The 26,802-nt window shown below is 68.8% G+C and carries 27 protein-coding genes; 5 read left to right on the forward strand and 22 right to left on the reverse strand.

The annotated features are described in order from the left end of the window. Window positions 1-4: 4 nt before the first annotated feature. Window positions 5-490 carry an SRPBCC family protein gene (locus BKN51_RS28360; protein WP_101610549.1) on the reverse strand — a complete coding sequence of 162 codons (486 nt, stop codon included), beginning with the start codon at window positions 488-490 and terminating at the stop codon, window positions 5-7. Window positions 491-519: 29 nt separating this feature from the next. Continuing rightward, entirely contained in the window at window positions 520-870 is a 351-nt protein-coding gene (locus BKN51_RS28365; RefSeq protein WP_101610550.1) for an ArsR/SmtB family transcription factor, read from the reverse strand. A gap of 309 nt (window positions 871-1,179) precedes the next feature. Here BKN51_RS28365 and BKN51_RS28370 point away from each other — a divergent pair, with 309 nt between their 5' ends. From BKN51_RS28370 to BKN51_RS28385, 4 genes are all read left to right on the forward strand, one after another. Continuing rightward, complete coding sequence (locus BKN51_RS28370) at window positions 1,180-2,418, forward strand: glycoside hydrolase family 3 N-terminal domain-containing protein (RefSeq protein ID WP_101610551.1); 1,239 nt, start codon at window positions 1,180-1,182, stop codon at window positions 2,416-2,418. Window positions 2,419-2,556: 138 nt separating this feature from the next. Continuing rightward, the gene (locus tag BKN51_RS28375) at window positions 2,557-3,495 is read left to right on the forward strand and encodes an alpha/beta hydrolase family esterase (protein WP_101610552.1); all 939 of its coding nucleotides are present in this window, start codon (window positions 2,557-2,559) and stop codon (window positions 3,493-3,495) included. Window positions 3,496-3,601: 106 nt separating this feature from the next. Beyond that, entirely contained in the window at window positions 3,602-4,306 is a 705-nt protein-coding gene (locus BKN51_RS28380) for a TetR/AcrR family transcriptional regulator (protein ID WP_101610553.1), read from the forward strand. Window positions 4,307-4,343: 37 nt separating this feature from the next. Beyond that, window positions 4,344-5,549, forward strand: coding sequence for a cytochrome P450 (locus BKN51_RS28385; protein ID WP_101610554.1), 1,206 nt, complete (start codon window positions 4,344-4,346; stop codon window positions 5,547-5,549). On the opposite strand, the gene BKN51_RS28390 is transcribed toward BKN51_RS28385, so the two are convergent. Then, window positions 5,546-6,187: a histidine phosphatase family protein gene (locus BKN51_RS28390; protein ID WP_101610555.1), complete on the reverse strand. Its 642-nt coding sequence runs from the start codon at window positions 6,185-6,187 to the stop codon at window positions 5,546-5,548. The genes BKN51_RS28385 and BKN51_RS28390 overlap by 4 nt on opposite strands. Window positions 6,188-6,284: 97 nt before the next feature. After that, window positions 6,285-7,082 (reverse strand): TIGR03084 family metal-binding protein, encoded by a 798-nt coding sequence (locus tag BKN51_RS28395; RefSeq protein WP_101610556.1) that lies wholly within the window; start codon window positions 7,080-7,082, stop codon window positions 6,285-6,287. A 129-nt stretch (window positions 7,083-7,211) separates the two neighbouring features. Between BKN51_RS28395 and BKN51_RS28400 the strand changes: the two genes are divergently transcribed. Further along, entirely contained in the window at window positions 7,212-7,658 is a 447-nt protein-coding gene (locus BKN51_RS28400; protein WP_101610557.1) for a MerR family DNA-binding protein, read from the forward strand. 112 nt (window positions 7,659-7,770) lie between these two features. Here the strand turns inward: BKN51_RS28400 and BKN51_RS28405 are convergent, their stop codons facing one another. From BKN51_RS28405 to BKN51_RS28490, 18 genes are all read right to left on the reverse strand, one after another. After that, entirely contained in the window at window positions 7,771-8,898 is a 1,128-nt protein-coding gene (locus BKN51_RS28405) for an acyl-CoA dehydrogenase family protein (RefSeq protein ID WP_101610558.1), read from the reverse strand. A 76-nt stretch (window positions 8,899-8,974) separates the two neighbouring features. Then, a complete protein-coding gene (locus tag BKN51_RS28410; RefSeq protein ID WP_101610559.1) occupies window positions 8,975-9,559 on the reverse strand; it encodes a DUF7010 family protein in 585 nt (194 codons plus the stop codon). A gap of 45 nt (window positions 9,560-9,604) precedes the next feature. Continuing rightward, window positions 9,605-10,441 (reverse strand): alpha/beta fold hydrolase, encoded by an 837-nt coding sequence (locus tag BKN51_RS28415; protein WP_101610560.1) that lies wholly within the window; start codon window positions 10,439-10,441, stop codon window positions 9,605-9,607. Between the two features lie 28 nt (window positions 10,442-10,469). Next, entirely contained in the window at window positions 10,470-10,994 is a 525-nt protein-coding gene (locus tag BKN51_RS28420) for a winged helix-turn-helix domain-containing protein (protein ID WP_101610561.1), read from the reverse strand. A 1-nt stretch (window position 10,995) separates the two neighbouring features. After that, window positions 10,996-12,258, reverse strand: coding sequence for a sulfite oxidase (locus BKN51_RS28425; protein WP_101613505.1), 1,263 nt, complete (start codon window positions 12,256-12,258; stop codon window positions 10,996-10,998). Between the two features lie 68 nt (window positions 12,259-12,326). Further along, window positions 12,327-13,085: a 4'-phosphopantetheinyl transferase family protein gene (locus tag BKN51_RS28430; RefSeq protein ID WP_199192897.1), complete on the reverse strand. Its 759-nt coding sequence runs from the start codon at window positions 13,083-13,085 to the stop codon at window positions 12,327-12,329. Beyond that, window positions 13,082-13,354 carry an acyl carrier protein gene (locus BKN51_RS28435; protein WP_199192894.1) on the reverse strand — a complete coding sequence of 91 codons (273 nt, stop codon included), beginning with the start codon at window positions 13,352-13,354 and terminating at the stop codon, window positions 13,082-13,084. The genes BKN51_RS28430 and BKN51_RS28435 overlap by 4 nt, the downstream gene beginning before the upstream one ends. Continuing rightward, entirely contained in the window at window positions 13,351-14,250 is a 900-nt protein-coding gene (locus BKN51_RS28440; RefSeq protein ID WP_101610562.1) for a 3-hydroxyacyl-CoA dehydrogenase family protein, read from the reverse strand. The genes BKN51_RS28435 and BKN51_RS28440 overlap by 4 nt, the downstream gene beginning before the upstream one ends. Further along, complete coding sequence (locus BKN51_RS28445) at window positions 14,247-15,464, reverse strand: hypothetical protein (protein WP_101610563.1); 1,218 nt, start codon at window positions 15,462-15,464, stop codon at window positions 14,247-14,249. The genes BKN51_RS28440 and BKN51_RS28445 overlap by 4 nt, the downstream gene beginning before the upstream one ends. 9 nt (window positions 15,465-15,473) lie before the next feature. Then, a complete protein-coding gene (locus BKN51_RS28450; protein ID WP_101610564.1) occupies window positions 15,474-16,631 on the reverse strand; it encodes an acyl-CoA dehydrogenase family protein in 1,158 nt (385 codons plus the stop codon). 78 nt (window positions 16,632-16,709) lie between these two features. Further along, entirely contained in the window at window positions 16,710-17,564 is an 855-nt protein-coding gene (locus BKN51_RS28455) for a class I SAM-dependent methyltransferase (RefSeq protein WP_101610565.1), read from the reverse strand. After that, on the reverse strand, window positions 17,561-18,127 hold the full coding sequence (locus BKN51_RS28460) for a flavin reductase family protein (protein WP_158255728.1): 567 nt from the start codon (window positions 18,125-18,127) through the stop codon (window positions 17,561-17,563). Before BKN51_RS28460 ends, BKN51_RS28455 begins: the two co-directional genes overlap by 4 nt. Further along, on the reverse strand, window positions 18,124-19,185 hold the full coding sequence (locus BKN51_RS28465) for a MupA/Atu3671 family FMN-dependent luciferase-like monooxygenase (protein ID WP_101610567.1): 1,062 nt from the start codon (window positions 19,183-19,185) through the stop codon (window positions 18,124-18,126). Before BKN51_RS28465 ends, BKN51_RS28460 begins: the two co-directional genes overlap by 4 nt. A 1-nt stretch (window position 19,186) precedes the next feature. Beyond that, entirely contained in the window at window positions 19,187-20,428 is a 1,242-nt protein-coding gene (locus BKN51_RS28470; RefSeq protein WP_101610568.1) for an MFS transporter, read from the reverse strand. A 43-nt stretch (window positions 20,429-20,471) separates the two neighbouring features. After that, window positions 20,472-22,040, reverse strand: a complete 1,569-nt coding sequence (locus tag BKN51_RS28475; RefSeq protein ID WP_101610569.1) for an amino acid adenylation domain-containing protein — start codon at window positions 22,038-22,040, stop codon at window positions 20,472-20,474. Continuing rightward, entirely contained in the window at window positions 22,028-23,011 is a 984-nt protein-coding gene (locus BKN51_RS28480; protein WP_101610570.1) for a 3-oxoacyl-[acyl-carrier-protein] synthase III C-terminal domain-containing protein, read from the reverse strand. Before BKN51_RS28480 ends, BKN51_RS28475 begins: the two co-directional genes overlap by 13 nt. Beyond that, a complete protein-coding gene (locus tag BKN51_RS28485) occupies window positions 23,008-26,460 on the reverse strand; it encodes a thioester reductase domain-containing protein (protein ID WP_101610571.1) in 3,453 nt (1,150 codons plus the stop codon). Before BKN51_RS28485 ends, BKN51_RS28480 begins: the two co-directional genes overlap by 4 nt. A 3-nt stretch (window positions 26,461-26,463) precedes the next feature. Beyond that, the gene (locus BKN51_RS28490; RefSeq protein ID WP_233222964.1) at window positions 26,464-26,802 is read right to left on the reverse strand and encodes an acyl carrier protein; all 339 of its coding nucleotides are present in this window, start codon (window positions 26,800-26,802) and stop codon (window positions 26,464-26,466) included.

Raw genomic sequence — 26,802 nt, forward strand, 5'->3', positions numbered from 1 at the left:
GTGTTCACGCCCTAGCCGGTACGGCCACGGCCTCGGCCAGCTTGTCGAACCCTTGACCGACACCCCGCTCCATCCCGGATTCGAGCACGGCGTCCCGGATCCGCTCCGAGCCGTACCGCAGCACCTGGGTCAGGGTGGTCACGCCGCCGTGTTCGACCAACGTCAGCGTCGCCAGAGCCTGCCCTTCCGAGGCGTCGCAGTCCTCGTTCGTCTCCAGGGACACGAGCCTTTCCGGACGGCTGATCTCCTGATAGACGCCCTGCAACACCATCTCCATCCCGCCGTCGTGACGAAGCCGGTAGCGCCACCTGCCGCCGACGCGCAGATCGATCTCGCATTCGACGACCTCGCAGCCGTGCGGGCCGAACCAGCGGCGGACCAGCTCCGGTTTGGTCCACGCGTCGAACACCAGCGCCCTCGGCGCGTCGAAGGACCTCGTCATGACGATCTCCAGATCGCCGGATTTCACCACGCTGAGAGTGCGGCCCATCGTGTCGTTCCTTTCCGCTCGTGCGGTGGTCAGTCGGTCTCGTCCCGGCGCTCCGGGTGCCGCAACTCGTCTTCGAGGACGAGGTCCAGTTGCGAGAAGGCCTCGTCCCAGTAGCGGCGGTAGCCACCGAGCCATTCGTTCGCGTTCTTCAGCGGCTCGGCCACCAGGCGGCAGGGGCGACGCTGGGCGTCACGCCCCCGTGCCACCAGCCCCGCCCGCTCCAGCACTTTCAGGTGCTTGGAGATGGCCGGCTGGCTCATCGCGAACGGCTCGGCCAGCTCCGTCACAGTGGCCTCGCCGCGCGCGAGCCGCGCGAGGATCGCGCGACGGGTGGGGTCGGCGAGTGCCGCGAAGGTGGCATCGAGCAGATCCTGGGCCACGGTCGCCCGCCTTTCCGTTCTCACGAGCTCGAGCCGTTCTCACAGGTTCTGAGCCTTCTCACGAATTCGAGTTCTCACGATCGGGCTCTCACGCCGCGGCGACCAGAGCCCTTCGATAACCTTGCGGTTTCATAACCATGTGGTAATCTACGGCGGAGCAGATCGACTTGTCAAGTCCGAACAGCGGTCTGACGAGGGAGAACACGAAAGAGGAGGGAGGTGGAGCCGAGGCCCGAGCCCGCACGAGCACGAACGAAAGGGCATGCGAGCGCGTACTAAAGGGCAACTGGGGTTACCGTCGGTACCGGCATGGACTACGAACGAAACGAGCTGATGAACTCCGGGCGCCCGAAGACGACGAAGCGATGGACGACCGTCATCCTGGGAGCGGCCACCGTTCTGGCCACCAGCGTGCAGTGCGGTACGGCGACCGAACAGGCCGGATCGGCACAACCGGCCGGGACGGTACCGCCGCGCAGCAGCACTGTTTCGAGCCCGTCCAGCGTCATCCCTTCCCCTTCCTCGCCGTCACCGAGGGCGGAGCAGGTGCCTGATCCGGGCTGCGAAGCCGTCATCGCCGGAATGAGCCCCCGGCAGCGGCTGGCCCAGCTGATGGTGGTCGGCGTGAACGCCGGCGATCCCCAGGCGGCGGTGAAGCTGGTGCGCGATCAGCAGATCGGCGGGATCTTCCTCGGCGGCAACGAGACAGCCCTGCTGCAGAACCGCGCGCTGGACGAGGTGCAGCGGGCCGCGAAGGTCCCGGTATCGGTGGCGATCGACGAGGAAGGCGGCCGCGTTCAGCGGATCGACGCTCTCGACGGTGCCATGCCGAGCGCCCGGAAGATGGCCGCGACCCTGACACCGGCACAGGTGCGGACGAAGGCGGCCGAGCGGGGCAAGCAGATGCGGGCCCGAGGCGTCACCGTCGACTACGCGCCCGACGCCGACATCACGGACCAGCCGGACCGCGACATCGTCGGTGACCGTTCGTTCGGCTCGGATCCCGAAGTCGCGCGCAAGTACGTCCTGGCGTTCGCGCAGGGCTTGCGGGACGCCGGGGTGCAACCGGTGCTGAAGCACTTCCCCGGGCACGGGCACGCCACCGGGGACTCCCACAAGGGACTGGTGCGGACACCGCCGCTGGCCTCGCTGCGGAAGGTCGACCTGGTGCCGTACCGCGACATCGGCGAGTACGGCGAAGTCGGCGTCATGGTCGGGCATCTGGACGTGCCCGATCTGACCGGCGGCACCCCGTCGACTCTCTCGGCGCCGGCGTACCGGCTGCTGCGGAAGGACTACGCGTTCGACGGCCCGGTGATCACGGACGATCTCGGGGCGATGAAGGCGATCACGGCGCAGTACCCCTTGCCGACGGCGGTCCTCAAGGCCTTGCAGGCGGGGGCGGATCAGGCGTTGTGGTCCTCCGGCGGCAACGTCGGCACGGTGCTGACCACGCTGGAGCAAGCGCTTGCGTCCGGCGACCTCCCGGCCGCCCGGGTCGACGAAGCACTGACCCGGGTGCTCGAGGCGAAAAAGGCCTGCGGCTGAACTGCCGCGGCCCCGGTATCGCGGCCACGACGGAGTGACAGGAAAAGCAGTCCGAAAACTCAATGAACACAATGCTGACCAGGCCGGTGCCGGGAGTGACCCTGATCACCGCCCCGCCGCCCGATCAAGGAGGATCGCGTGCCTGGTCCCACGAAGTATCTACGCCGTCTCGCGCTGATGGCGGCCGCCGCTGCCGGACTGACCCTGCTCGCCGCACCGGTGGCGTCGGCCGCGCCGTCGCCGATCGATCGTCCGGTGCCGACCACCGGCTGCCACCGTCCGTCCCCGGTGCCCGCGGGAGCGACGACGCTGCGGACCTTGACGTCCGGTGGCCTGGTCCGCGAGTACACGGTGCACGTGCCCGAGCGGTACCGGCCGTCGCGGTCGTACCCGCTGGTGTTGTCGTTCCACGGTCACAAGCGGACCTCGAAGTACCAGGAGGAACTCTCCGGGTTCTCCGCGTATGACGCGATTTCCGTCTACCCGCAAGGACTTCCGGGCACTGACGGTGAATCGGCTTGGACCGGCGCACCGTACTCGGCGGCCGCCGACGACGTGCTCTTCACCAGCGACCTGCTGAACGCACTCCAGCGGGAACTGTGCGTCGACTCCCGCCGGATCTACGCGACGGGCAAGTCGAACGGCGGCGGGTTCGTCGGCGTGCTCGCCTGCCGGATGCCGGGCCGGATCGCGGCGTTCGCCCCGGTCGCCGGCGCGTTCTATCCGCAGGGCGGCGAATGCCACCCGTCGCGCCCGGCGCCGATCCTCGACTTCCACGGCACGGCCGACGCGACGATCCCGTACACCGGGAATCCCGCCAAGGGTCTGCCGACACTGCCGGACTGGCTCGCCGGCTGGGCGGACCGGAACGGCTGCTTCCCGCGCCCGATGCAGTACTCGCCGAAGACCGACGTCACCGTCCAGCGCTGGCTCGGTTGCTCGCTCCAGCACTACCGCGTCGAAGGCGCAGGGCACGTTTGGCCGAGTACGGCGCCCAACAACGACTCCGCCACCCCGACCGCCATCAACGCGACCCCGGTCATCTGGAAGTTCCTGCTCGCCCACCGTCTGCGGTAAAAACCGCCGTTTTCCTTGCCGGACCCGTCACATCGGCGCTACCGTCGTACTGACCGGATGACCAGATAAGCAAATCTGGTCACAAAGTCAGAGACTGGGAGCACACGTGGCAGAACGTCCGGACCGCACCGCCGGCCGCGCCGATCGCATCCTCGACGCGGCCGGCGTCCTGCTGATCCGGCTGGGCTATCGCAAGGTGACCATCGAGGACATCGCGAAGCAGGCCGACGTCGGGAAGGGCACGCTCTATCTGCACTGGCGCACCAAGGAAAACCTCTTCCACGCGTTGCTCCTGCGTGAATCGCTCAGGGCGGCCGAGAGTCTCCTCGACCGGCTGGACGAAGATCCGGCGGAAGTCATCCCGCATCGATTCCAGCGGACGGTCTTCCTGTACACCCAGCGGAATCCGTTGCTCGGCGCGCTCATCACCGGCAACACCGAACTGCTGGGCCGGTTGAAGAAACATCCCTTGCAGGATCAGGACGCCGTCGTCACCGAGCGGTACCTGAAGACGATGACCGACCGCGGACTGCTGCGCGACGACATCCCGGACCTGCTCTTCACCCTGCGCGCCTCGGCGCTGGGGTTCTACCTGATGGACAGCTTCACCACCGAGGGCACCGGCCTCACCGCCGAGGAAAAGGCCGATGCCCTCGCGCACGTCATCCGGAGGGCGTTCGAGCCGCCGGAGCCGCCGTCACCGGCGAACGTGGCCGCGACCGCGGCCGAAGTGATCCAAGCGTTCCGGGAGCTGGTCTCGTCCTATCGCGCCTGGATCTACCGGCAGGACGGCACCGAGGAGCCCATCTGATCCGAGCTCTTCCACCACGAGAAGAAGGGGGCAAGCCATGACCACGATCGCCGAAACCTGGGGTGTCCACGAAAGCCAGTTCTGGCTTCGGGACGAATTCCCGGCCGACCCGGTCCGTTTCGATCCCGAGGCGGGCATGTGGCACGTCTACGGCCACGCCGAGGCACTGAAGACCCTGAGTGATCCCAAGGTGTTCTCCTCCGACACCGCCCGCCTGATCCCCGCGGAGATGTCGCCGGAGAAGGACCAGTTCGTCGAAGGCAACCTGCTCCAGATGGACCCGCCGGACCACAAGAAGCTGCGCACGCTGGTGAGTCACGCCTTCACCCCGAAGGTCGTCGCCGATCTCGAACCGCGAATCGCCGAGTTGACCAACGAACTCCTCGACACCGTCGATGGCGCGGACTCGATGGAACTGGTGACCCACCTGGCTTATCCGCTACCGGTGATCGTCATCGCCGAACTGCTCGGTATCCCGGCCGGCGATCGCGACCTGTTCAAGCAATGGGTCGACAAGTTGCTGAACAACAGCCAGCAGCGGTCGCTGCTCAAGCAGACCGAGGAGGACAAGAAGGCCGCCGAGGAAACGCGCGAGCAGGTGAACAACCTGGTGAACTACCTCTCCGAGCACGTCGACGACAGGCGGCGGAACCCGCGCGAGGACCTGCTGACCAAACTCGTCGAAGCCGAGGTCGACGGTGAGAAACTGACTCAGAACGAAGTCGTCAACTTCGCGAACGTGCTGCTGCTCGCCGGGCACATCACCACCACGATGCTGCTCGGGAACACCGTGCTGTGCCTGGATTCCCATCCGGACGAGTACCGGCGCGTCCGAGAGGACCGTTCGCTGCTGCCCGCCACCATCGAGGAATCGCTGCGTTTCCTCAGCCCGTTCGCGCTCGTCGCGCGCGCCACCACGACCGAGATCGAACTGGGCGGCCGGACGATCCCGGCGGACAGCATGCTCTTCGTGTGGGTCGCGGCGGCGAACCGGGATCCGCGCACGTTCACGGATCCGGGGACCTTCGATCCGGCGAGGGCGCACAACCCGCACCTGGCCTTCGGCCGCGGGATCCACTTCTGTATCGGCGCTCCGCTCGCCAGGCTGGAAGGCAAGACCGCGCTGAACATCCTGCTGGACCGGTTCCCTGATCTGCGCACCGATCCGGCCGCCCCGCCCGCGTTCATCCCCAGCCCGCACATGACCGGGGTGAACAAGCTCCAGCTGCTGATGAAGCCCTAGCGGGCGGCGAACCGGGAGGCGAGCGGGACCACCACTCGCGGAATCCGCTTCCCCGGGGTGTACCGCAGTTCGGTGATGTCGCCGTTCGGCACGAGATAGGTGTCGGCGAACGTGCGGAATCCGCGCATGGCCTCGCTGTCCGGGGTGGTGGTCCCGGTCAGCAGCGACCACATGACGGCGCGGATGAAGAGCCCGTGCGTGAAGACGGCGATCGGCCCGGGTTCCCGCTCGCCCAGCCGCGCCAGGAATTCCTGGGTCCGGGCGAAGAGCGCGGCGAAGGATTCCGCGCCGTTCACCGCGTGGTGCGGATCGGCCCGGTTCCAGTACGCCTCCGTGTACGGCTTCCGGGTGGCCGTGGTGGTGACCTGTCCATGGAGTTCGCCGAGAAAGGTGAACTCCTGGACAGGCCACTCCTCGCACTCCACGCCGGGGAACCGTTCGATCGTCGGTTCGGCGGTCTGCCGCGCCCGCACGAACGGCGACGTCACGATCAACCGAGGCGGCTCGGCCAGCGATTTCGCGATTTCGCGGGCTTGCCGTCTGCCCAGTTCGGTCAGCACCGAAGCACCCGGCTCGCCGCCGGGAAGCCCCGCGTTCGTCTCGCTTTCCCCGTGCCTGATCAACCACACCCGTGCCACGATCGCCTCCTAGACCCCGTGTGCCTCGACGATCGCACCGAGTGGAGTTGATCGCGACTTCCAGGATGCCGTAATCACCGTGGCCGTGGTGTGGTTCTCAGCGGTCGAACTGCCCCGGCGCGCGCCCCTCGCCCGCGGGCCCGCGGTACGCCTGCGCGATGTCCAGCCAGTGGTCCGCCAGCGCGCCTTCGGCACGGACGTCGAGGTCGTCACGGTGACGGCGCCGCGTGACCAGCAGGCAGAAGTCCTCCGCGCTGCCGGTGATCCGCTGCCGCGAGTCCTCGGGTCCGAACGTCCACAGCTGGCCGGACGGCGAGGTGATCTCGAAGCGGAATTCCTGCTCCGGCGGGGTCAGGCCCCGGGCCTCGTAGCCGAAGTCCCGCACACGGACGGCGAAGCCGACGAGGTACGCGAGCCGGTCGGTCCGCTCCGGACGCACCCCTAACGCGTCCGCGACGTCCTGGCCGTGCGCGAACAGTTCCATCATCCCCGCGCAGGCGAGGATGGCCGGCGGCAGCGGGTTGACCAGCCACGGCACGACCTGGTCCGCCGGGACCGCGGCGAGCGCCTTGATACCGGCGTCGCGCTCGGCGCGCCACCGGCTCAGGAGGACCTCGTTGGGGTCACCGAGGTAGTCGTCGAGGGCCGCGTTGACGGCGGCGTCGAATCCACGTGTCATCGAGCTCTTCATGACTTCGGCGAACTTCTGCGGCTCGGCCGCGGCCAGTCCGGCGATCTTGAAGATGAAGGAGAGATGAGCGATCTGGTGCCTGACCGACCAGCCGCCCGCGGGGGTGGGCAGATCCCATCCCGCGTCGTCCAGCTCGGACACCAGGGCGTCGACCTGTTCACCCTCCGTGGTGAGATCCCTGATCACGTACCGGAAGTCAGTCACCGTGCCGTCCTCTCGCCGTTTCCACCCTTTCGAATGATGCGGGCACGCCGCGCCGTCGTCTTCTCCTCGCGAGCCCGGTCGAATTCCGGACTTGATTCTGGAGCCGGGTCCAAGTTCTACCCTCGGGACATGCGAACCGAAGCGACGACGGCGCTGACGGCGTTGACCATGTCCCAGGTGACGTCACGAGCCGGGGTGCGACCGGACACCGTGCGCTACTACGAGCGCATCGGCCTTCTGCCCGCACCGGCGCGGACCACCGGGGCACACCGGCGCTACGACGAGGGCGTCATCGACAGGCTGCGGTTCATCCGGGGCACCCAGCGGCTCGGGCTCACGCTGACGGAGATCGGTGACCTGCTGAGCGTGCGCGACACCGGGGTGTGCCCGTGCGAACCCGCCGAAACCATGCTCGAACGCCATCTCGCCGAAATCGACGCCGAGATGACGCGGCTCGGCGCGCTGCGCGCCGAACTCACTTCCATGCTGTCCGGGATGTCCGGCGAGAGCTGCGCCGATCCCCTTCCCGGCGCGTGGTGCCCGCCTGACCGCGAACCCGGAAGAGGAGGTGGATGATCATGCGGAACGACGACTGCTGCGACTGTGACTGCAGCGGCACCGGCTGCTGCTGACCCGCTTCGGCGGGGCCGGCCGGGCGTGACGTCACCCGGCCGGGTCCCATCCGCGGTCAGTCCTGCGGCAGGAGCACCGTCTTCCCGATCAGGTCCTTGCAGACTTCGGCCGAATAGGCCATCAGCCCGCCCGCCTGCGCGTCCCGGAACAGTCGTTGGATCGGCGAAGTGCGCAGGAAGCCCGAACCGCCGCCAGCCTTCAGCGCCAGCTGGGCCACATCGCGGGCGATGTCGTTCGCGAGCACCTTCGCCGTCATGGTCGCGGGCAGGAACTCCGGCGAGTTCTGATCCGCCAGCCACGCCATGTTTTGGGCGTACATGCGCGCGGCTTCGAGGCGGGTGTGGACATCCGCGACTTCGAACCGCAGCCACTGCATCTCGGCGAGCGGCTGTCCGGTCACGGGAATGACGCGGCTTCGGGCGTGAGAGACGAGAGCGTCCTCCGCCGCGTCGGCTATCCCGAGTGACAAGAAGGCGAGCCCGGCCGAGATGTGGTTCGGGCGCCGTTCGGCCGAAGGCGGGCACCTGCGGTCTTCCCGCAGGACGGTCCCTTCGAAGGAGACGAGCTGGCTGCGGCTGGCGCGCAGTCCCATCGTGTCCCAGATGGGCACGAAGGTCATCGTGTCGTCCGGCGCTACGCCGAAGAAGGTGGGCACGCCGCCGACGAGCGCGTTGACCAGGAAGTGGTCGGCGGCTTCACAGCCGGAGACGAACCGCTTGGCGCCGGTGAGCCCGAACCCGCCGTCGACGGGCTCGGCGATCTGCTGCGGCATCAGGAACATGTTGCCGCTGCTCGGTTCCGACAGCGCGTTGGCGAACCGCTTGCCACCGATGAGTTCCCCGGCGTAGAAGCGGCCCGTTGCGGGATCGGACAGCTGGACCAGGCCGACCGCGGCACCGATGTGCATCACCCAGATACACGCCGTCGAGGGACAAGCGGCGCTGAGTATCCGGACGATCTCGCCGTAGGCCCGATAGCTGAGGTCCTCGCCACCGAACTCCGCGGGCAATGTCGCCCTGTCGAGTCCTGTCGCGTGCAACGCGCGAAGGTTGGCGATGGGCAGTTCGGCCGTTTCGTCGAACTCGGCGGCCGTCGCGGCGAAGTCCTTCGCCAGTTCGGTGACGGTTTCGATCCAGTGGCGTTCGTGGGCGGGCGGGGTGAACGGATGGACGGGCTCGGTCATGACCGCATCATGCCGGAATCGCGAAGGCCCCCTCGCCGTCATCGGGCGCAAGCCGGGTCCAGCTGACGATCTTCGCCTACGAAGCCGGGCTCGTCGCTCCCTGACGAGCCGTGTCGAGCAGCCCGGCGACGACGGTCGCCCAGAGGATCACGGCCCCGCCGAAGCCCGGCACGAGCTGCCAGGCCGCCGTCCAGCCCGCGATCGCGAGCACGGCCGCGAGCACGGCGACGACGCACAACAGCACGCTCAGCACCAGGAAACGCCGCGACCCGAACAGCTTCGCGAACGGCAGGAAATGCAAGCCGACCACGAACAGCACCCACGCGGGCACGGCTTCGGGAACTTCGAAGACCGCCGAGAGCACCCGCGCTCCGGCGAAGATCCCCACCAGCATGAGCAACACGGCGATCCCGTACCGCTTGCCGAACGGGCTCTCCTCCCGGCCGCCGCCCGCGGGCAGCCCGGCACCGCGACGGGCGGTCAAGAGGAGCCAGCCCACCAGGCCCAGTACCGCGAGGACACCCAAGACGACCAGCGGCATCGATCCGCCGGAAACGGAAGAGGCCCCGAAGAACCACCACCCGGCCCCGAATCCCACCCCGATCGCGGAACTGATCAGCAACGTGATCAGGTGCCCCTTGGTGAATGGTCCGTCCGTCATCGTTCTCGGGTCTCCTCCTCCCCCGGCGGAACAGAACCCCGGGGCTCAGACGAGCCCGGCGAGAATGGCCGCCGCCTCCTTCGGGTGGATGAGGAAGCGGACGTGACTGCTTTCGAGCGAACGCACGTCGGTCGGGTTGTCCGGGGTGAGCGCGTCCGCCTCCTTGATGAAGCGGTCCTGCAGCGCGAGCGGGATCGACAGGTCTCCGGTGAGCCTGACGTAGGTGCGCGGGATCCGGCCCCAGGTGGCGGCGTCGGCCCTCTCGGTACCGGCGTCGAGGCTCTCGTCCGGCTCAAGAGTGTTGAGGTAGGCGAAGAACTCCTGCTCGGTGCCGTCTTCGAGCATCGCCGTCTTCAACGCGGCGAGCAGTGTGGGATCGGCGGTACGCCAGTTCATCCGGAGCGCGCCGAGCGCGGCGGGGTCGGCGACGACGACACCGCCGACGTCGTTCAGCGCACTGGTCGCGTACTCGGGCTCCTGCATGTACTCGCCCAGCGTCAAATCGACGGCGCACCAAGCGGAGACGTAGACGATCCGCTCGATCAGCTCCGGGACGGCGTTGCCCACCCCGGTGAGCACGACCCCGCCGCGGCTGTGGCCGACCAGGATGACCGGCCCGTGCACGGCGACCTCGCGCACGATGTCCACCACGTGCTCGACGGCTTCGGCGGCGGTGACGCCTGCCTGGTTCGACGGCGCCGTGGCCAGCGCCGCGAGGTCTTGCGGCGCCTGGTAGGCCGCCTGGAAACCGGCGCTGAAACCGTGGCCGGGAAGGTCGACGGCCAGCGTGCGGTGGCCGAGCAGGGCGAGCTCGCGCTGCAGCGGGCCCCAGGTGAACGAGGCGCTGTTGGAGCCGTGGACGAGAACGTAGGTCGGAGTCACGGTCCGTATCCTGACATTCCGGCTTCGCTCAGTCCGCGATGAGTACCTGGCCCGCACCGTCGAACCGGTAGCCGACCCCGCGCACCGTGGTGATCGGCGTCAGCACGGGTTCCAGCTTCCCTCGGATCTTGCGGACGTGGACGTCCACGGTCCGCCCGTTGCCGCCGCTCAGTTCCCACACCCGCGCCATCAGGGTGCCGCGGTCGAAGACGCGGTCCGGGTTCCGGCTCAGGAACAGCAGGAGATCGAACTCCAGTCTGGTGAAATCCAGGACCTCGCCGCACAACAGCACTCGCCGCGAATCAGGCTCGATACGCAGTGGTGGCGCGGAATCGCCGAGGCGCCGCCGCCGTCCGGCGAGTTCGACGACCTGACCGGAGTTCGTCTCACCCTCGTGGAACGTCCGTGCCGTCAGCGTCACGCCGACAGTGTCCTCAAAGGACCGGAGCAGGCGCGCGGCGATCGCGGCCGCGTGCTCGGAGTCGGTGCTCACCCGCAACGCCAGGGTCAGCTCGACGGTCGGCTCCCCGTTCACCGCGACCGACTGCGTCATCTCACACCACCCGGACCGGATGGCGGACGACGGCGTCGAACAGGTAGCCCTGGGTGTTGTGCGGGGTGACGTCCGGCTGGGCGGCACCGGTGATGTCGGTGGCCCGCGCCCGCAGGGTGTGCGTGCCGGAAGCCTTGGGGCGCCACGGGATCTCCCAGCGTTGCCAGCCGCGATCCGCCGAAGTGCCCACGAACTTCGCCTGCCGCCAGCCGGTGCCGGCGTCGACTTCGACGCGCCGGATCCGGCCGTTGCCCGACCACGACCGGCCGCGCAGCACATGCCTGCCGTCCGCCGCGAATTCGGCGTTCCACGGCAGTTCGAACGCGCTCTTGACTACCTGCCGGGTCACCACCGTGCCCTCCGCCGGATAGCCCGGCCCGAGCAGCCGGTAGTACTGGGTGTTCCAGGGCGACACCAGCGGCGTTTCCGAGACTTCGACGCGCCCCAGCCATTTGATCGACGAAATGCCCACCCAGGACGGCACGACGAGCCGCACCGGGTGGCCGTGGTCCGGCGGGAGCGGCTGCCCGTTCATCTCGTAGGCCAGCAAGACGTCCTGCAACGCTTTCGCGATCGGCAAGGGACGGCGGACCTTCCCCAGGTTCGCCCCGCCGGTGACGTAGTCGGCGTCCAGTCCTTCCGGGAGGACGTCCACCGCGTGCCGCGTCAGTCCCGCCTTGGCCAGCACGGTGGAGAGCCGGACGCCGCGCCAGCGCGCGACCCCGATCGCGCCGAGCTTCCACGCCGTGCCGGACACCGCCTGCCCTTGCTGGCCGGTGAAGAAACTCCGGCCGTTGCCCGCGCATTCGATCGCGGAGGTGATCGTCTCCGAAGGCAACCGGAGCAGGTCGCGGTAGCTGAACTCGACGGGCCTGTCCGCCGTCGGCGCACCGCGCAGTCCCGTTCCGAACAGCTTCAGGCGCCAGTCTGCGGCGTCGATCGACGGGGTGGCGGTGTGGTTCCGCACGAAGAACCGGTCGATCGGCGTCAGGTAACCCTGACCGCTCAGAGCCTCCCAGCGCGTTTCCGCGTTGGTGCCGTAGACCTCGAAGAATTCCGGCGGCAACGGTTTCACGATCGGCGAGGCGGCCGACGCCATCCCCACCGGAAGCGTCCCGAACGCCGTCAGCGCGAGGGTGCCGCCTGCCGCCAGGCGAAGCAGCCCGCGCCGGGACATCCCGTCACCTCGCGCTTGCCCGGCCCGCCACTGCGCGAGCCGTGTGCGGTCGTAGGTGGCTTCGTCGGTCAGGCCGGTTCCGGTCATGCGGGCCATTGTCGGCAGCGACCGTCCGTGCGGACCAGCACGTCCACAGAGCGGAACCGGTTGCGTCTTCACGCCAAAAGCGTGCTCCCGTCCAGTTCGCGAACCTCGAGGAGCCGGGCCCCGAGCACCGCGACCGACGCGACATACCCGTGGCCCGCCGTGAGGTCTCTGATCGTGACCTGGCCTGGCAGGTCGTCCCGGCCCTCCGCCGCCACCAGCCTCACCCTTTCTCCCGGCGGGGAAAGGGTGAGACCGGCCAACGGCGTCCGCAATCCGTCGCCCGTCGCTTTGACGATGGCTTCCTTCCTGGTCCAGGACGTGTAGAAAGCCGCGAACTCGTCGACGCCGGGGGTGGCGGGCCGGGCCGCTTCGGCAGGGGACAGCAAGTACGCGGCCATCCCCCGGACGTCGGCGTCGGCGCGGATCTCTTCGACGTCGACGCCGACAGCGCCGGCCCGCGACACCGCGACCGCGATCCGCCTGCCCGAATGCGACACCGAGACCTCGATGTCCCCGTCGAGGACGGCGGGCTTGCCGTGCGGGAGGGCGCAGTCCGGACAGGACCGGGTGATCCGGACCCGCTCCGGCGCCACGCCGGTGTAGCCGCCCGCCGTCAGGCGGAGCAGGGCGCAGCCCACGGTGAACCGGTCCCGGTCCGCCTGCCCCGCGATCCCGGCACGGCGCGCCCGTTCGACCGGGTCCAGCAGTGCCAGGTGCCGATCGGACGCCTGCGCGGTACTCGCCCACCACACGTGGCAGGCCCCCGGTGGCAGCGCGCCGGACAGGGGCGCTGCCACCGGGGAGACGGCCGAGGACGTCGTGGTCACGACGCCGTGGCGCCTTCCTTCTCGGCGACGGCGCCGAGCCTGGACTCGACGAACTTGGCCACGTGGTTCACCGTCCGGAAGTTGGCGATGTCGAGGTCGGCGGGGACCACGGCGACGCCGAAGGTCCGTTCGACCCACATCACCAGCTGGACGGCGAACATCGAGCTGACGCTGCTGGTGGCGAAGATGTCGTGATCGTCGGTGAGTTCGGTGTCACGGACGTTCTGCGCGATGAAAGCGCGGATGATCGAAATGCGGTCCTCAGTCATTCGGCACCTGCCATCGTCCCGGCGTTGACCGGCTCGTAGGGAAAGAAACCATGGCCGCTCTTGCGGCCCAGTCGGCCGGCCGCGACCAGTTTGCGGAGCAGTGGGGCCGGCCGGAACTTGGGATCGTTGAAATTGTCGAGCAGCACTTCGAGGGAATAGAGCACGGTGTCCAGCCCGATGAGGTCCGCGGTCTCCAGCGGTCCCATCTGGTGCCCGAGGCACTGCCGGAAGAGCCGGTCGATGTCGCCCGCCGAGGCGATGTTGTCCTGGAGCAGGAGAATCGCCTCGTTGACCGAAAGCATCGCGACACGGTTGGTCACGAAACCCGAGGAATCCTCGACCACGACGCAATCCTTGCCGATGCGGCGGAAGACCTCACGGGTGAGTTCGATGGTCTCGGGCGAGGTGTGGAACCCGCGGATGACCTCGACCAGCGGCTTGAGCGGTACCGGGTTCATCAGATGGGTTCCGATGACCCTGTCCGGGCGTTCGGTCACCGAGGCCATCTTCGTGATGGGGATGGCCGAGGTGTTCACCCCGAAAACGCACCGCGGTGAGCAGATCCGGTCGATCTCGCGGTACAGGTCCTGCTTCACCTCCCAGTTCTCGGTGACGTTCTCCACCACGAAATCGACGTCGGCGAGTTCGTCCGCCTCGGTGGTGAAAGTGATGCGCGAGAGCACGTCCGCGGGTGTGCTTCCCGCGAGCGCGCGGTTGAGCATGCCGTAGAGCCTGGCGTTGTTGGCGATCTCGTCGCGTGCGCGGTCGAGGGCGGCACGGGAGGTGTCCACCAGCACCACGGGCAATCCGCCCGCGGCGAACGCGTGCGCGCCACCGATGCCCATCGTGCCGGCGCCGAGTACGCCGACGCGCCTGACCGTAGTGGTGTCCGTCATCGATCTCCCCTGGTCGCTCGAAGAAGCCGCTCGGCCCGCTCCCGTAGCGGTTCCGGCCAGCCGGCCATGTCCCATCCGTACTGGCACAGCACCGCGTAGGTCAGGCGCTCCAGCCCGAAGCCGACGCAGGCCGAATACACCACCTCGTCGTCCGGGCCCCTGATGCCGAAGGCCTCTCCGAAATGTTGTTCATGAAGGTTGAACGAGCCGACCGCGATGCTCTGCCCCTGCGGGCCGACATCCAGGTGCAACTCGTGCTTGAGTTCGAGCAGCCGTTGCGAAGACGCTCGCGCCGCTCCTTCGACACTGGCGAAGAACGGGTCGTTGGCGACCTCGCACCGCCCGGCGAGCCCGAGCTCGGCGACCAGTTCGATCGCGCGGTCCCGGAACCGGTCCCTGGCGCTCCGGACGAACTCGGCCGAGCCGAGGAAGACCGTTTCCCTGATGGTGAAGTCCGCCAGCCGTTCCAGTGTCCGGTGGTAGCGGGCCTCGTGCCGGAACGATCCGCCCTTCGCCGTCACCACCATGTTCTCCTTGTCCAATGTGGACCCGGAGAACTGGTCGAAGGTGTGGTAGCACATCGTCGGCGGCAGGCACCGGTCCACCGGACCGCATTTCCCGAGGATGTGTTCACCGATCTGGGCGCGCTCGGTGACTTCCTTCGCGAAGGCGCGATAGGTGTCGACGTCGCCGTCCAGCCGGGCGGCGAACATCATGTGCTGCGGGAACGACGACAGGTAGCCACTGCGATGCAGCGCGGTGACCGGGAGCAGCGTGGGATACCGGTACTCGCGCGCGTCGAACTCGTCGTCGATGATGCGGCGCAGCAATCCGTCCAGCGTGTTCAGCGCGGTGATCGCCGGTTCGCCGAGCGCCACCTGACCGGGGCCGATCTCGTGCACCACGCCATCGGCCAGCATTCCCTCGAAGACGTCGGTAAGCGGCACCCGGGTGGAGTCCGATCGCCACACCACCTTCGGCGGCGTCGGCAGCTGGGTCCGCACGTCGTTCTCGACGACGAACTCCAGTTTCCTGGAGAGTTCGCCGGCGTCCGCGGGCTCGTCGGTCGTCACCACGACGGCGACCACCTCGTTGCCGGAGAAGACCAGCTGGAAGTCGACGATGTCCTCCGACACGAAGTAGACGCGGCGGCGCAACTCGTCGAGATGAGCGTCGATCAGCGGTTTTTCCAGATCGAGCCGATAGTCGTGCATTCGTCCTCCTCAGACCGACGTGGGAACACCGAGCAGGCCGGCGATGATGGACCGCTGGATTTCCGAGGTACCGCCGTAGATCGTGCCCGCCAGCACGTCCCGCAGTTCCCGTTCGATGCCCAGTTCTTCGGTGTAGCCACGGGCACCGTGGATCTGCATCGCGTCCAGCGCGCTGACGCTCAGGCTCTCGCTGACATACAGCTTCAACATCGACGCCTCGTGCAGGGCGAGCCTGCCGCGCGAGCGCAGCCAGCCGACCTTGTAGAGCAACAGCCGCGCCAGCTCCAGCCGCACCCGCATGTCGGCGATCTTGTGCGAAACCGCCTGGAAGGCACCGATCGCCCGGCCGAACTGCTGACGGGTGCTCGCGTATTCGACACAGCGGTCGAGCAGCCGCGCCAGCACACCGACCCCGCTGGCGAACATGAACCCGCGTTCCCACTCCATGGTGGAGGTGAACAGCTGATATCCGGCACCTTCGGCGCCGAGCCGCTGATCCTCGCGGAGCACGCAGCCGTCGAAGACGATCTCGCCCATCGGCGTGCCCCGCAACCCGGCCTTGGGGATCAGTTCCGTGGAGAGACCGGGAGTGTCCCGCTCCACCACGAAGGCCGAGATCGACCGTTGCGGTGCTTCCGTTTCACTCGTCCTGGCGAACACGATGAACAGATCGGCGCGCGGGCCGTTGCTGATGAACTTCTTGGTGCCGGTCAGGACGTAACCGTCCCCGGACCGGACCGCCTTGGTGGTCAGGGCGAGCATGTCCGACCCGGTCTCCGGTTCGGACAGCGCGTGCGCCCCGACCATCGAGCCGTCGCACAGCGGCGGCAGCCACCGCCGCCGCTGCTCTTCCGTCCCGTGGTCGGCGATGTAGACCGCGCAGGCGAACACGTGGTTGTTGATCGCGAACACCAGGCCGTTGTCGGCACATCCGTAGCCGAGACCTTCGTAGGCCATGATCGCGGTGAGCGGATCGTAGCCGGAACCGCCGTACTCGCTCGCGATCGGCCAGCCGAGCACGCCGAAATCCGCGCACAGCTTCCAGCCGTCCTCGTCGAACGTGCCTTCCCGGTCGTGTTCCGCCGCACGCGTACCGATCGTGGTCTTGGCGAACCGGATCACCCGGTCACGAAGTTCTTGTTGTTCAGCGGTAGGCGCGAAGTCCATCCCGTTCCCCTCCCCAGTGAATACCGGCCGTCCCCTGTCGGTACAAGCTTCCTCCCGGATGAATCCCTTGCGTTGTCGTCATTTCGCCAGCGGGGCCTTGTCCTGCTCGGCCTGTGCCGCGTGCTCGATCGCGCTCGACCGCAGGTCGTCGCTGAAATCGACGACCTGGGTGCCCGCCCGCGCGTAGCGCCGCTTCACCGCGCCGCCGGTGCGACGGAGCACGGTCAGGCTGTTCTGCGCGAGTTTGTGCGGTTCGAGCAGGTTCACGATCTCCATCTCGCCGGGCTTGGACCGCTGGATTCCCGCCAGATAGCGCAGAATCGCGTCCCCCTCGGGATAGGTCATCAGGTAGTGCAGGATCACCAGGCCGCCGTCCGGGTTGATCAGCTCCCAGAAGTTGTCCACGAAGTACAGGCACTCCCACGCGTCGACCCACGCCAGGTCGATCGGCGTCAGCTCCGCGGGCAGGAGGTCCGCGCACTCGCGCAGGTCGGCGTTCACGACCGTCACCCGGTCTTCGAGGTCCAGTTCCCGCAGCACCGTCCGCACCCTGCCCGCGGAAGATTCCTCGATGGACAGATCGTCCACCGCGACGAGGGTGGGCCGATACGGCTCGAGGTAGTAATCGGGTCGCGCCAGCGGAGGTTCTTCGTTGAGCCAGGTTTCGTCCAGCTCGCCTTCGCGGTCGAGGTAGGGCCGGGACTTCGCGGCCAGCGCCTCCGACTCGGCGCGCACCAGTTCCTCGACTTCGGCGAGCGCGCCCGCCAGGAACGGCGTGGTGTAGCCCATTCCCACTTCGAGGACCCGGCGCGGGCGGACCAGGTGGACGAGCGACTTCAGCAGCGGCCCGACGGATTCCGTGCCCATTCCGGGCACCCGCAGCCGCTCGACCGCGGCACGGAACTCCGCACTGTCGGTCCTTTGTGGACTCATCGCTGTTTCCCTTTCGGACTCGGTCGGCCGGGTTCGGTGAACTCGCTGTGCAGGAACAGCAACGGAGGGCGGCCGGTCAGCACGTCGAACGCGCGTACCGCGCCGATCAGGACGGCGTGATCGCCGACGGGATGGATCCGGTCCAGCACGCAGTCGAAGTAGCCGACCCCTTCGGGCAGGATCGGGCAGCCGGTGTACGGGGCAGCTCGCCACGGTATGTCCACGAAGGAGCGCGCACCGGACGGGCGTTTCGGGTCGGCGAAGGCACGGGCGACGCCCTCTTGACCGGCGCTGAGCATGGTCACCGCGAACACCGCCGAGGAGCTGATGTGCCGGTAGGTCCGCGAATCGTGGTTCACCGACACCAGGATCATCAACGGGTCGACCGAAACCGAGGTGAAGGCGTTCACGGTCATCCCGTGCGGCTGCCCGTCCACGACGGTGCTCAGGACCGTGACCCCGGTCGGGAACCGGCTCGCCGTGCGGCGGAACCGTTCCCCGGTCCGGTCCAGCCCGGATGCGGGCGGGGCCGCCGCCTGGGTGCCGCCGTCGCGAGGGTTCACGAGCCGGCGGGCGCGGTCGAAAGCTCCCGCACCTGGTTGAGGTGTTCGAAACCGGCCAGCACGGTCTCGCTGGGCACCCCGAAGTCGATCAGGCAGGCGACCTCGTCGACTCCGGCGTCACGGAATCGCTCCACCATCTTCTGCGCTTTGCCGACAGTGCCGAGGAGCGCGCCGTCGTCGTAGTACCGGTCGAACGAGCGCCCCACCAGGAAATCCACGTCTTCCTTGTGCAGCTTGGCCGGATCGAGTTTGCGCGCGCCGTTGAGCTGGGAACCCAGCAGCAGACCGAGCGAGCTGCGCAAGTAGTCGTGCAGCGGCTCGCGGACCTGTTCGCGCACCTCGTCCTCGTCGTCGCCGAGGCAGGTGTGCACCATCAGCGCGACCCGCCCCGGCCATCCGTCGGCGTCTTCGCGTTCGGCGATCGCACGGCGGTATTCGGCGATCTTCTCGGCGAGCTCGTCGAGGTCCTGACCGAGCAGGTGGGTGAGCAGGCCCGCACCGGCCCGTCCGGCGGCGCGGAAGGTTTCGGCGTTGCCCGCGCTGGTGACCCAGACCGGCAGCTCCGGCTGGACCGGCGGCGGGAAGACGCGCACCTGCTGCTCGGTGCCGACACCGTCGACGACGGACATGGCCTCGCCACGCCACAGCCTGCGCACCTGGTCCACGTACTCCACCAGGATCTGCTTGCGGTCCCGGTAGTTCTCCGGGCGCAGCGCGAAATCCACGGCGTGCCAGCCGGACGCGAAGGAGAGGCCGACCCGTCCTCCGGAGAGGTTGTCCACCACCGACCACTCTTCGGCGATCCGGATCGGATGGTGCAGCGGCGCGACCACACTGCCGGCGCGGATCTGCACCCGCTCGGTGATCGCGGCGACCGCCGCACCGGTCACCGACGGGTTGGGGTAGAGACCGCCGAAGGAATGGAAATGCCGCTCCGGCGTCCACACGGCCGTGAAGCCGTTGGCGTCCGCGAACCGCGCCCCGTCCAGCAGAAGCTGATAGCGGTTGCGGTCACGTTCGTTGCTGTCGTTGGCGAAGTAGAACAGGCTGAAGTCCATGTCACGCCCCTGTCACGGATTCGGTCGCGGATGCGGACGGCTGTCGAGTGCGCAGGGCCCATCTGGTCGCCGACGGCGCGGCCACGCCCGCGGCGATCATCGCCACCCCGAAGATCAGCCAGCCGAGCTGGCCGACGCCGACGATCAGCCCGGTCACCAGCACGGGGGTGACCATCGTGCCGAACTGCGTCGACATGCCGAAGAACCCTTGGTACTGGCCCTGCGCGTGTTCGGGTGCGAGGCCGAAGGACAGCGACCACGAACCCGCGCTCCACAGCATCTCGCCGAAGACGTGCGCCAGCGCGCCGGCGACGAGGATGAGCACCGCCAGCCAGGTCGGTTGCCCGGCCGCGAGCGCGAACAGCGCACAACAGGCCGCCAGCAGGAAACCCGACCGGCGCAGGGCTTTGGCCCCGCCGGGGGGCAGATCGCTTCCCTTGCTGGTCCGCACCTGGAGCAGCACGACGGTGACCGTGTTGAGCAACAGCAGCGCCGAGTACAGCCACGCGGGCGCCTTCGTCTGCTGGATGATCCACAGCGGCAACGCGACGGTGAGGATGACCGTGTTCATGGTGAGCACGGCGTTGAGCAAGGAAATCGTCGCGTACGGCTTGTCACGCAGCACGACGAGCCGCGCACCCTCGGACTGCGCGGGTACCGGCGGCACGGTCGGCAGCCTGAAGTACGCCAAGCCTGCCGAGATGACCAGTAGACCGCCGCCGATCAACACCGAGATGTAGGCCGTGCGGGTGTCGAAGTGCAGCCCGATGCCGCCCGCCACCGCGCCGAGGGAAACCCCGAGATTGCTGATGGACCGCAGATAGGACCAGGCGCGCACCCGTTCCTCCGGCCGCGTGATCCCGGCGATGAGCGCGCCCCGCGCCGCGTCCGTCGCGGATTCCGCGATCAGCACCAGACTGGTCGCCACCAGAAGGGTGACGAATCCGCCGACGAAGGCGTAGCAGCACATCAGCGCGCCTTGCAGGCACATGAAGACGATCGTGGTGTTGCGCGGGCCGAGGAGGTCGGCCGCCTGCCCGGCGGGCACGCTCGCCGCCATCCCGAGGATTCCGCCGATCGTGAGCGCGAGCCCCACCTCACCGGCCGGGATCCCCGCGGTGCGGGTGAAGAACAGGATGCTCACCGCCATGAACACGCCGTTGCCCACGGTCTTCGCCAGGTTGCTCAGGCACAGCACGCGGACCGGCCCCGGCGGGGGGATCAGTTCTCGGAGGTAGGACATCAGCGAGCGATTCCTTTCTCTGCGCGGTTTCGGATGTCCATCGCTACGCCTTGACCGGACGGCGGGCGGGCAGCAGATCGCGCAGCCCGTTCCGGTCGATCTTGCCGTTGGCGTTGAGGGGCAAGGAATCGAAATGCTCGAAGCGCCGCGGGACCATGTGGATGGGCACCTGGTCGCACAGCCAGTGCAGGAAACGCAGGGGCGCCTGCGGCTCACCCGTGTAGCAGCCGACGAGTTCGGTTTCGTCCTCGTTCTTGATCGCGAGCACGACCGCGTCCCGGATCTCGGGGTGCCGTCGCATGGCCGCCTCGATCTCGCCGAGTTCGATCCGGTAGCCGCGGACCTTGACCTGGTTGTCCAACCGTCCTAAATGGACCAGGTTGCCGGACTCCCACCGCACCCTGTCCCCCGTGCGGTAGTAGTGCGCCTCGGTCAGCGGCCCGTTCCCGTCGTACACCGTCGTCCCGGTGTCGTCGTGGGTGAGGAACCGGCCGACGTCGTCCTGAGGGTCCAGATAGCCGTCGAAACGCTGGGAGCCGCGGACACAGAGCTCGCCCTCCTCCGCGGGAAGCCCGGCCTCGTCCAGGATCACGTGGTCGAGGAAGTCGTACACCGGACCGATCGGTACCGTGTCGTTCGTGGTGACGGGCCAGTGTGCCGGATCGTCCGGCAGCCGGAATTCGGTGCAGGCGACGGTCAGCTCGGTCGGGCCGTAGACGTTCTCCAGTACCGCGTCCGGCGCGACGGCCCGCCACTCCCGCGCCTGCCGTCCCGTGAGCTGTTCGCCGATGAACAGGCTGTAGCGCAGTTCGCTCACCCGTCCGGTCGGAAGGTTGCCGAGGTCCGCGCTGACCGAAACCACCGAGGGCACCGAGAACCAGTGCGTGATCCGGCGCTGGGCCAGGTAGTCCACCGGGGTCAGCAGTTCGGTGCGCCGCGGGACGACCAGGGTCGCGCCGCCGCCCCAGGTGACGAAGAGATCGAAGACCGACGGGTCGAAGGTCAGATCGAAGGCGTGCGACATCCGGCAGCCGGGCTTCACCTGGTAGCGCTCGATGTTGTGCGCCACGTAAGGCGACAGATTGCGGTGCCGGATCGGCACGCCTTTGGGGCGGCCGGTGGAGCCCGACGTGAACAGGACGTACGCGACGTCGTCACCGGTCGTCTCGCGCGGCCGTGGTCCGCCGGTGGGCCGGGCCGCGAGCACGTCCTCGTCGGCGGGTGTGAGCACGGTGGCGGTGAGGTCGTCGCCGAGCTGCGCGGAGCCCGCTTCGTCGGCCAGCACCAGATCCACGTTCGCGAGCTCGCAGACCGTGCGGTTGCGGGCCGCCGGATACTCCGGATTGAGCGGGGTGAGGACCGAGCCGAGGTACAGGCCGGCGAGATAGCCGGCGTACGCGACCACGCTGCGGGAAGCGAGCAGCGCGATTCGCTCCGGCGCGCGGCCGTGCGCGGCGACGATCCGGCCGGCGAGCGCCAGCGCGCATTCGTGGAGCCGCGCGTAGGTCAGGCCGACCTCCCGCACTTCGACCGCGATCTCGTCCGGCCACCTGGCCGCCGACGCGGCGAACCAGTCGTACAGCGTTTCCGGCGTGCCGTTCAGACTTCCCACAACGTCACCGCCCAGGCCGCCACCGGGCTGTTGTTCAGCACCAGCACGAGATCGCCCTCGGACAGCTCGCCGGTGGCGAGGAGCCGGTCGAGGTTGAGCACGACGTCCATCGCGCCGAGGTGCCCGTACTCGGTCAGCTGCGCCAGGCAGACGTCGTGGATCGGCAGTTCGAGCAGCGACGTGTAGAAGCCGAACGCGCTCGCCACGACGTTCTGCATCAGGGTGGTGGCGACGGCGTCCTTGCCGACTCCGGCTTCGGCGAGGACCCGGTCGACGAGGCGGCTGAGCCGGAATTGGCTGTGCGTCGCGAGTTCGAAGCTGTACCTGGACGGGTCCAGGCACTCCTCGCGCCACTCGTACCAGGGCGTCTGCTTGTAGTCCACGCGGAACAGGTCGTTGAAGGAGCCGTCGGTCTCCTGCCGGTGCCCTCGCAGCACCGGACGGCCGCCCCGGACCATCGTCATCGCGTACGCGCCGTCGCCGACCACGGTGACGGGGAACCGGATCCGGTCCGCCCCGGTCGGACGGCTGGTGTGCGTGATCATCACGCTCTCGCGGCCGGGATCGGCCACCAGCAGGTCCCGCGCCAGCGCCCAGGCGGCGCTGGAGCCGGTGCAGCCCAGCCCGTCCACGCTGAAGGCGAACGCCGAGTCCATCTTGTTCTCCGCCTGCACGCGGCACACGTCCGAGCCGAGCAGCACGTCCGGTGACCGCGGGCCGACCATCAGCAGGATGTCGGGGTCGACGGGATGCTCGGCCAGCAGTTCCCGGCAGGCCTGCGCGGCGAGGGCGGCCTGCTCGGTCTCGGTGAACACCCCGACGGTCCGCACGCCGCATTTCTCGACGAATTGGAGCTCTTCATGGCCGAGCTGGGCGAATTCCGGCAGGTCCGTGACCGCCACCCGGTCTTCGGGCAGCAGACAGTGCATCGCGCCGATACCGATCGCGCCGGAGCCGTCTTCCCTGGTCATGAGCGCGTTCCCCTCGTCCTCACGAGATTCGCCACCAGTTCGCCCGCCGCGGCCTTGCCTTCGGCCAGGTACTCCAGCCCGCCGCGCAGCAGCTCTCCGGTCGGTTCGGAACTCAGTCCGGAACGGCTAAGCCAGTCCTGCCAGCCCTTGGCTTCCATGTCGTCCTCGCCGAGGTTCTCCTCGCCCTCGAGTTCGTAGAGGGTCATGTTCGACAACACCTCGTCACCCGTCGCCAGCGCCTTTTCGGCCACCCGCCGCTTCCATTCCTCCGGATCGACGGCCTCGGTCGGCAGGCCGGCTTCGGCCAGCAGCTCGAACATCTGCCGCGGGTTGATCAATTTCTCGTGCACCAGGTGATACGCGCGGCCGACCGAACCCGGGACGAACGAGAGTTCCGCGATGGCCTTGGCCACCACGTCGACGGGCGCCATCGGCCAGGCACGCTCGTCGAGCGGATGCGCGCCCACCGCGAGACCGCTGGCCAGCAGATGCCAGACCAGGTCCTTCTCGTTGCAGGCCCCCGTCGCCCGGGAAGAGACGATGACGCCAGGCCGGAACACCCGGACCCGCATGCCGTCGCGCTCAGCCCGTTCCAGCAGCCGTTCGCCGACCCATTTGCTGACGCCGTACCCGCCCTGCTCGGGATCCAGCGGTTGTTCCCTGGTCTCCAGGATCTTCCCGCCGGTGCCCATCGCGATCCCGGTCGCCGCGACGGTGGAGACGAAGGAGAAGTCCCGGATTCCGTTGCCCCGCATCCACGACAGCAGGTCGACCATCGGCAGCAGGTTGCTCTCGCGCAGGACCCGGTACGGCTCGGTGAAGACCACCCGGGCCGCGCAGTGCAGCACCCGGCCCACCTGTGTGGCGAGCTCGCCGTCCCGGTACTCGCGGCAGACCCTGGCGATGTCGTGCAGGTCGCCGGGCACCACGTGGACGCGGTCCGAGTCCGTTTCGGGCAGCCCCAGCGCCTTCGCCGCGTTGCTCAGCCGCTCCCGGCCCTCGGCCTCGTCGGCGGCCCGCACCAGGCAGTAGATCCTGCCCTCGGTCGAGGCCAGCAACTCGTGCAGCAGGAACGCGCCGAGGAAGCCGGTCGCGCCGGTCAGCAGCACATCGGTACCCGGCGCTTCCGTTTCGGCCACGTCGGCCAACGGCAGTTGCAGGTCGGCGTCCATCAGGTCGCCGTCTCCGTCCGCGACCTGGTAAACGGCTTCGTTGCCTTCGGCGCCGAGTTTGCCCCGGACGATCTGGGCGACCCTGCGCACCGTGGTCCGGCTGCCGCCCGAGCGGTGCACGTTGATGAGGACCTGGTGGCGCTGCTGGACCTTCAGGGCCATCTGGACGTACAGCAAGGAGGTCCCGCCGAGCAGACCGAATTCGTCGTCCACGCCGATCGTGGAGACGCCGAACAGATCGCGCCACAGATCGAGCAGTTCCGCCTCGATCGATCCGGGCTCCTCCGGGTTCACCGCACTCGCTGTGTCCACAGTGGACTCGGTGGGCCGGGACCAGCTCGAAGGCGCGGCGATCGGCGGCATCCTGTCGAGTGCCCAATACCGGCGCCGGGAGAACGGATACGTCGGCAGCGCGACCCGGCGGCCGCGGCCACCGGAGGCCGTCTCCCAAGCCACGTCGACGCCGTGCAGCCAGGCCGCCGTGAGAGCCTCCTCGATCCGGTCCGCGAGCACACCGGGGTCGGTATCCGGTTCGAGCGCCAGGACGTGGCGGGCCGGTCCCGGTTCGCCGGTGCCGACGAGCAGCACGAACTCGTCCGCCGACGGTCGCGCGGGCACCTCCCGCACCACTTCGGGCTTGCCGGGCAACGCGGCGAGCACCGCGCGCGGCACGTCCAGTCCTTCCGGCGCGACGACGATCGCGCGCCGCGCGGCGGTGGTGCGCATCGTGCGGGCGGCGGGCGGACGGGGCAGGCGCAGCACCGACGCGAGCTCGCCGGCTGCGGCGGTCACCACCCGGCGCTCGGTGAAGGACCGCCGTCCGACCCTCAGCGTGTGCGCCACGTCCGCGACGGCGGGCGCGCCGGTGTCCAGCTCATCGGCGAGCCGCACGGACAGCGCGTCCAGCTCGGCGCGACTGCGCCCGGACAGCACCAGCCGGACGACCTCGGTCTCCGGTGCCGGGGGCCGCACGGGCGCGGGCGGCGGGGCGAGCACCGCGACGGCGTTCGTGCCGCCGACGCCCATCGAGTTGACCAGCACGTGCCGGTCCCGGTCGAGGTTCGAACTCGCGCTCGTCGGCACGAAGAACGGGCTTTCGGCGAGGATGCCGGGATCCCGCGGCCGGTCGAACATCGGCTGCGGCGGCAGGTTCCCGGTGCGCACGATGTGCACCGCCTTCAGGAAACCGGCGATTCCGGCGGTGGCACCGGTGTGCCCGATGTTCGCCTTCACCGAGCCGAGCCCGCAGAATCCGCTGTCGGAGGTGGTGGCCCGCAGGCCGTCGGTGAGCCCCAGCAGCTCGATGTGATCGCCGAGGGCGGTGCCCGACCCGTGCGCCTCGACGTACCGCAGCAGCCGCGCCGGGACGTCGGCCACCCGCAGCGCGGCCGCGACCACGTCGGCGACCCCGGACGGCGTCGGCGCGGTGAAGCCCGGCCGGTTCGAGCCCTCGTTCCCGATGGCGCTGCCGCGGACCACCGCAAGGATGGGATCGCCGTCGGCGAGCGCGTCGGAAAGCCTGCGCAGGGCCACCACGCCGATCCCCGAGCTGAACGCGGTTCCGGTCGACGTGGCGTCGAAGGAGCGGCAGTAGCCGTCCTCGGAGGTCAGGCCGCCCGGCTGGTACCGGTACCCGGTGACCGGCTCGGCGATCGTCGTACCGCCGGCCAGCGCGATGTCGCATTCGCCGGAGAGCAGGCTCAGGGTCGCGTAATGCACCGCGTACAACGAGGACGAACAAGCCGTCTGCACGCCGACGGTCGGCCCGCGCAACCCCAGCTTGTAGCCGATCCTCGACGTCATCAGGTCCCCGAGGCCGCCCAGCGTCAGCCCGAGGTCGTCGAACGCCTCGATCAGCCCGGACTCCATGGTCTTCGCCGCGAGCAGCGCGGCCGAGTACCGGCTCGGCGCGCCTCCCGCGAAGATGCCGGTCACCGGCCCGTCCGCGCGCGGCGGATGTCCCGCGGACTCCAGCGCCTCCCAGCAGCTTTCCAGGAGCAGCCGGTGCTGCGGGTCGATCGTCTCGGCCTCGGTGGGCGACACCCCGAAGAACTCGGCGGCGAAGTCTTCCGCTCCCGGCAGGGTCGCGGCCACCCGGACGAAGTCAGGCGCCTTCAGGTCCGCATCGGACACACCGGACGCCCGGAGCCGGTCCTCGTCCTGTTCCCGCATGGAAACCACACCGGCGTCGAGGTTCCGCCAGAAGCGTTCCGGGGTCCAGGCGTCGGGAAAACGGCAACCGGCGCCCACGACCGCGATATCGGTCTCGTTCGTCATGGGTCAGTTGCCCGCTTCGGTCGGCTGGGTGCGCCGTGCCATGCCGAGCAACCGGCCGCGTTCGCGACCGCCGAGCTCCGCGGGTCCGGCGGTCTCCTCGCTGCCGAGCAACGCGGCCTGTGCCACCACCGTGCTGTGCTCGAAGAGGTCGGCCGCCCTGAGGTCGCGTTCGGTCATGCCGTTGAGCTGCTCCCAGAGCAGCAGCAACAGCAGCGAGTTGCCACCGGCGTCGAAGAAGTTGACCTCCAGCGGAACGGTTTCGACGGCGATGTCGAGCGCGTCCGCCCACGCGCTTCGCACCTTGCCGACGATGTCGGGCTCAGCGATCACGGTCTCGTTCAC

The sequence above is a fragment of the Amycolatopsis sp. BJA-103 genome (assembly GCF_002849735.1).
Taxonomy (GTDB): domain Bacteria; phylum Actinomycetota; class Actinomycetes; order Mycobacteriales; family Pseudonocardiaceae; genus Amycolatopsis.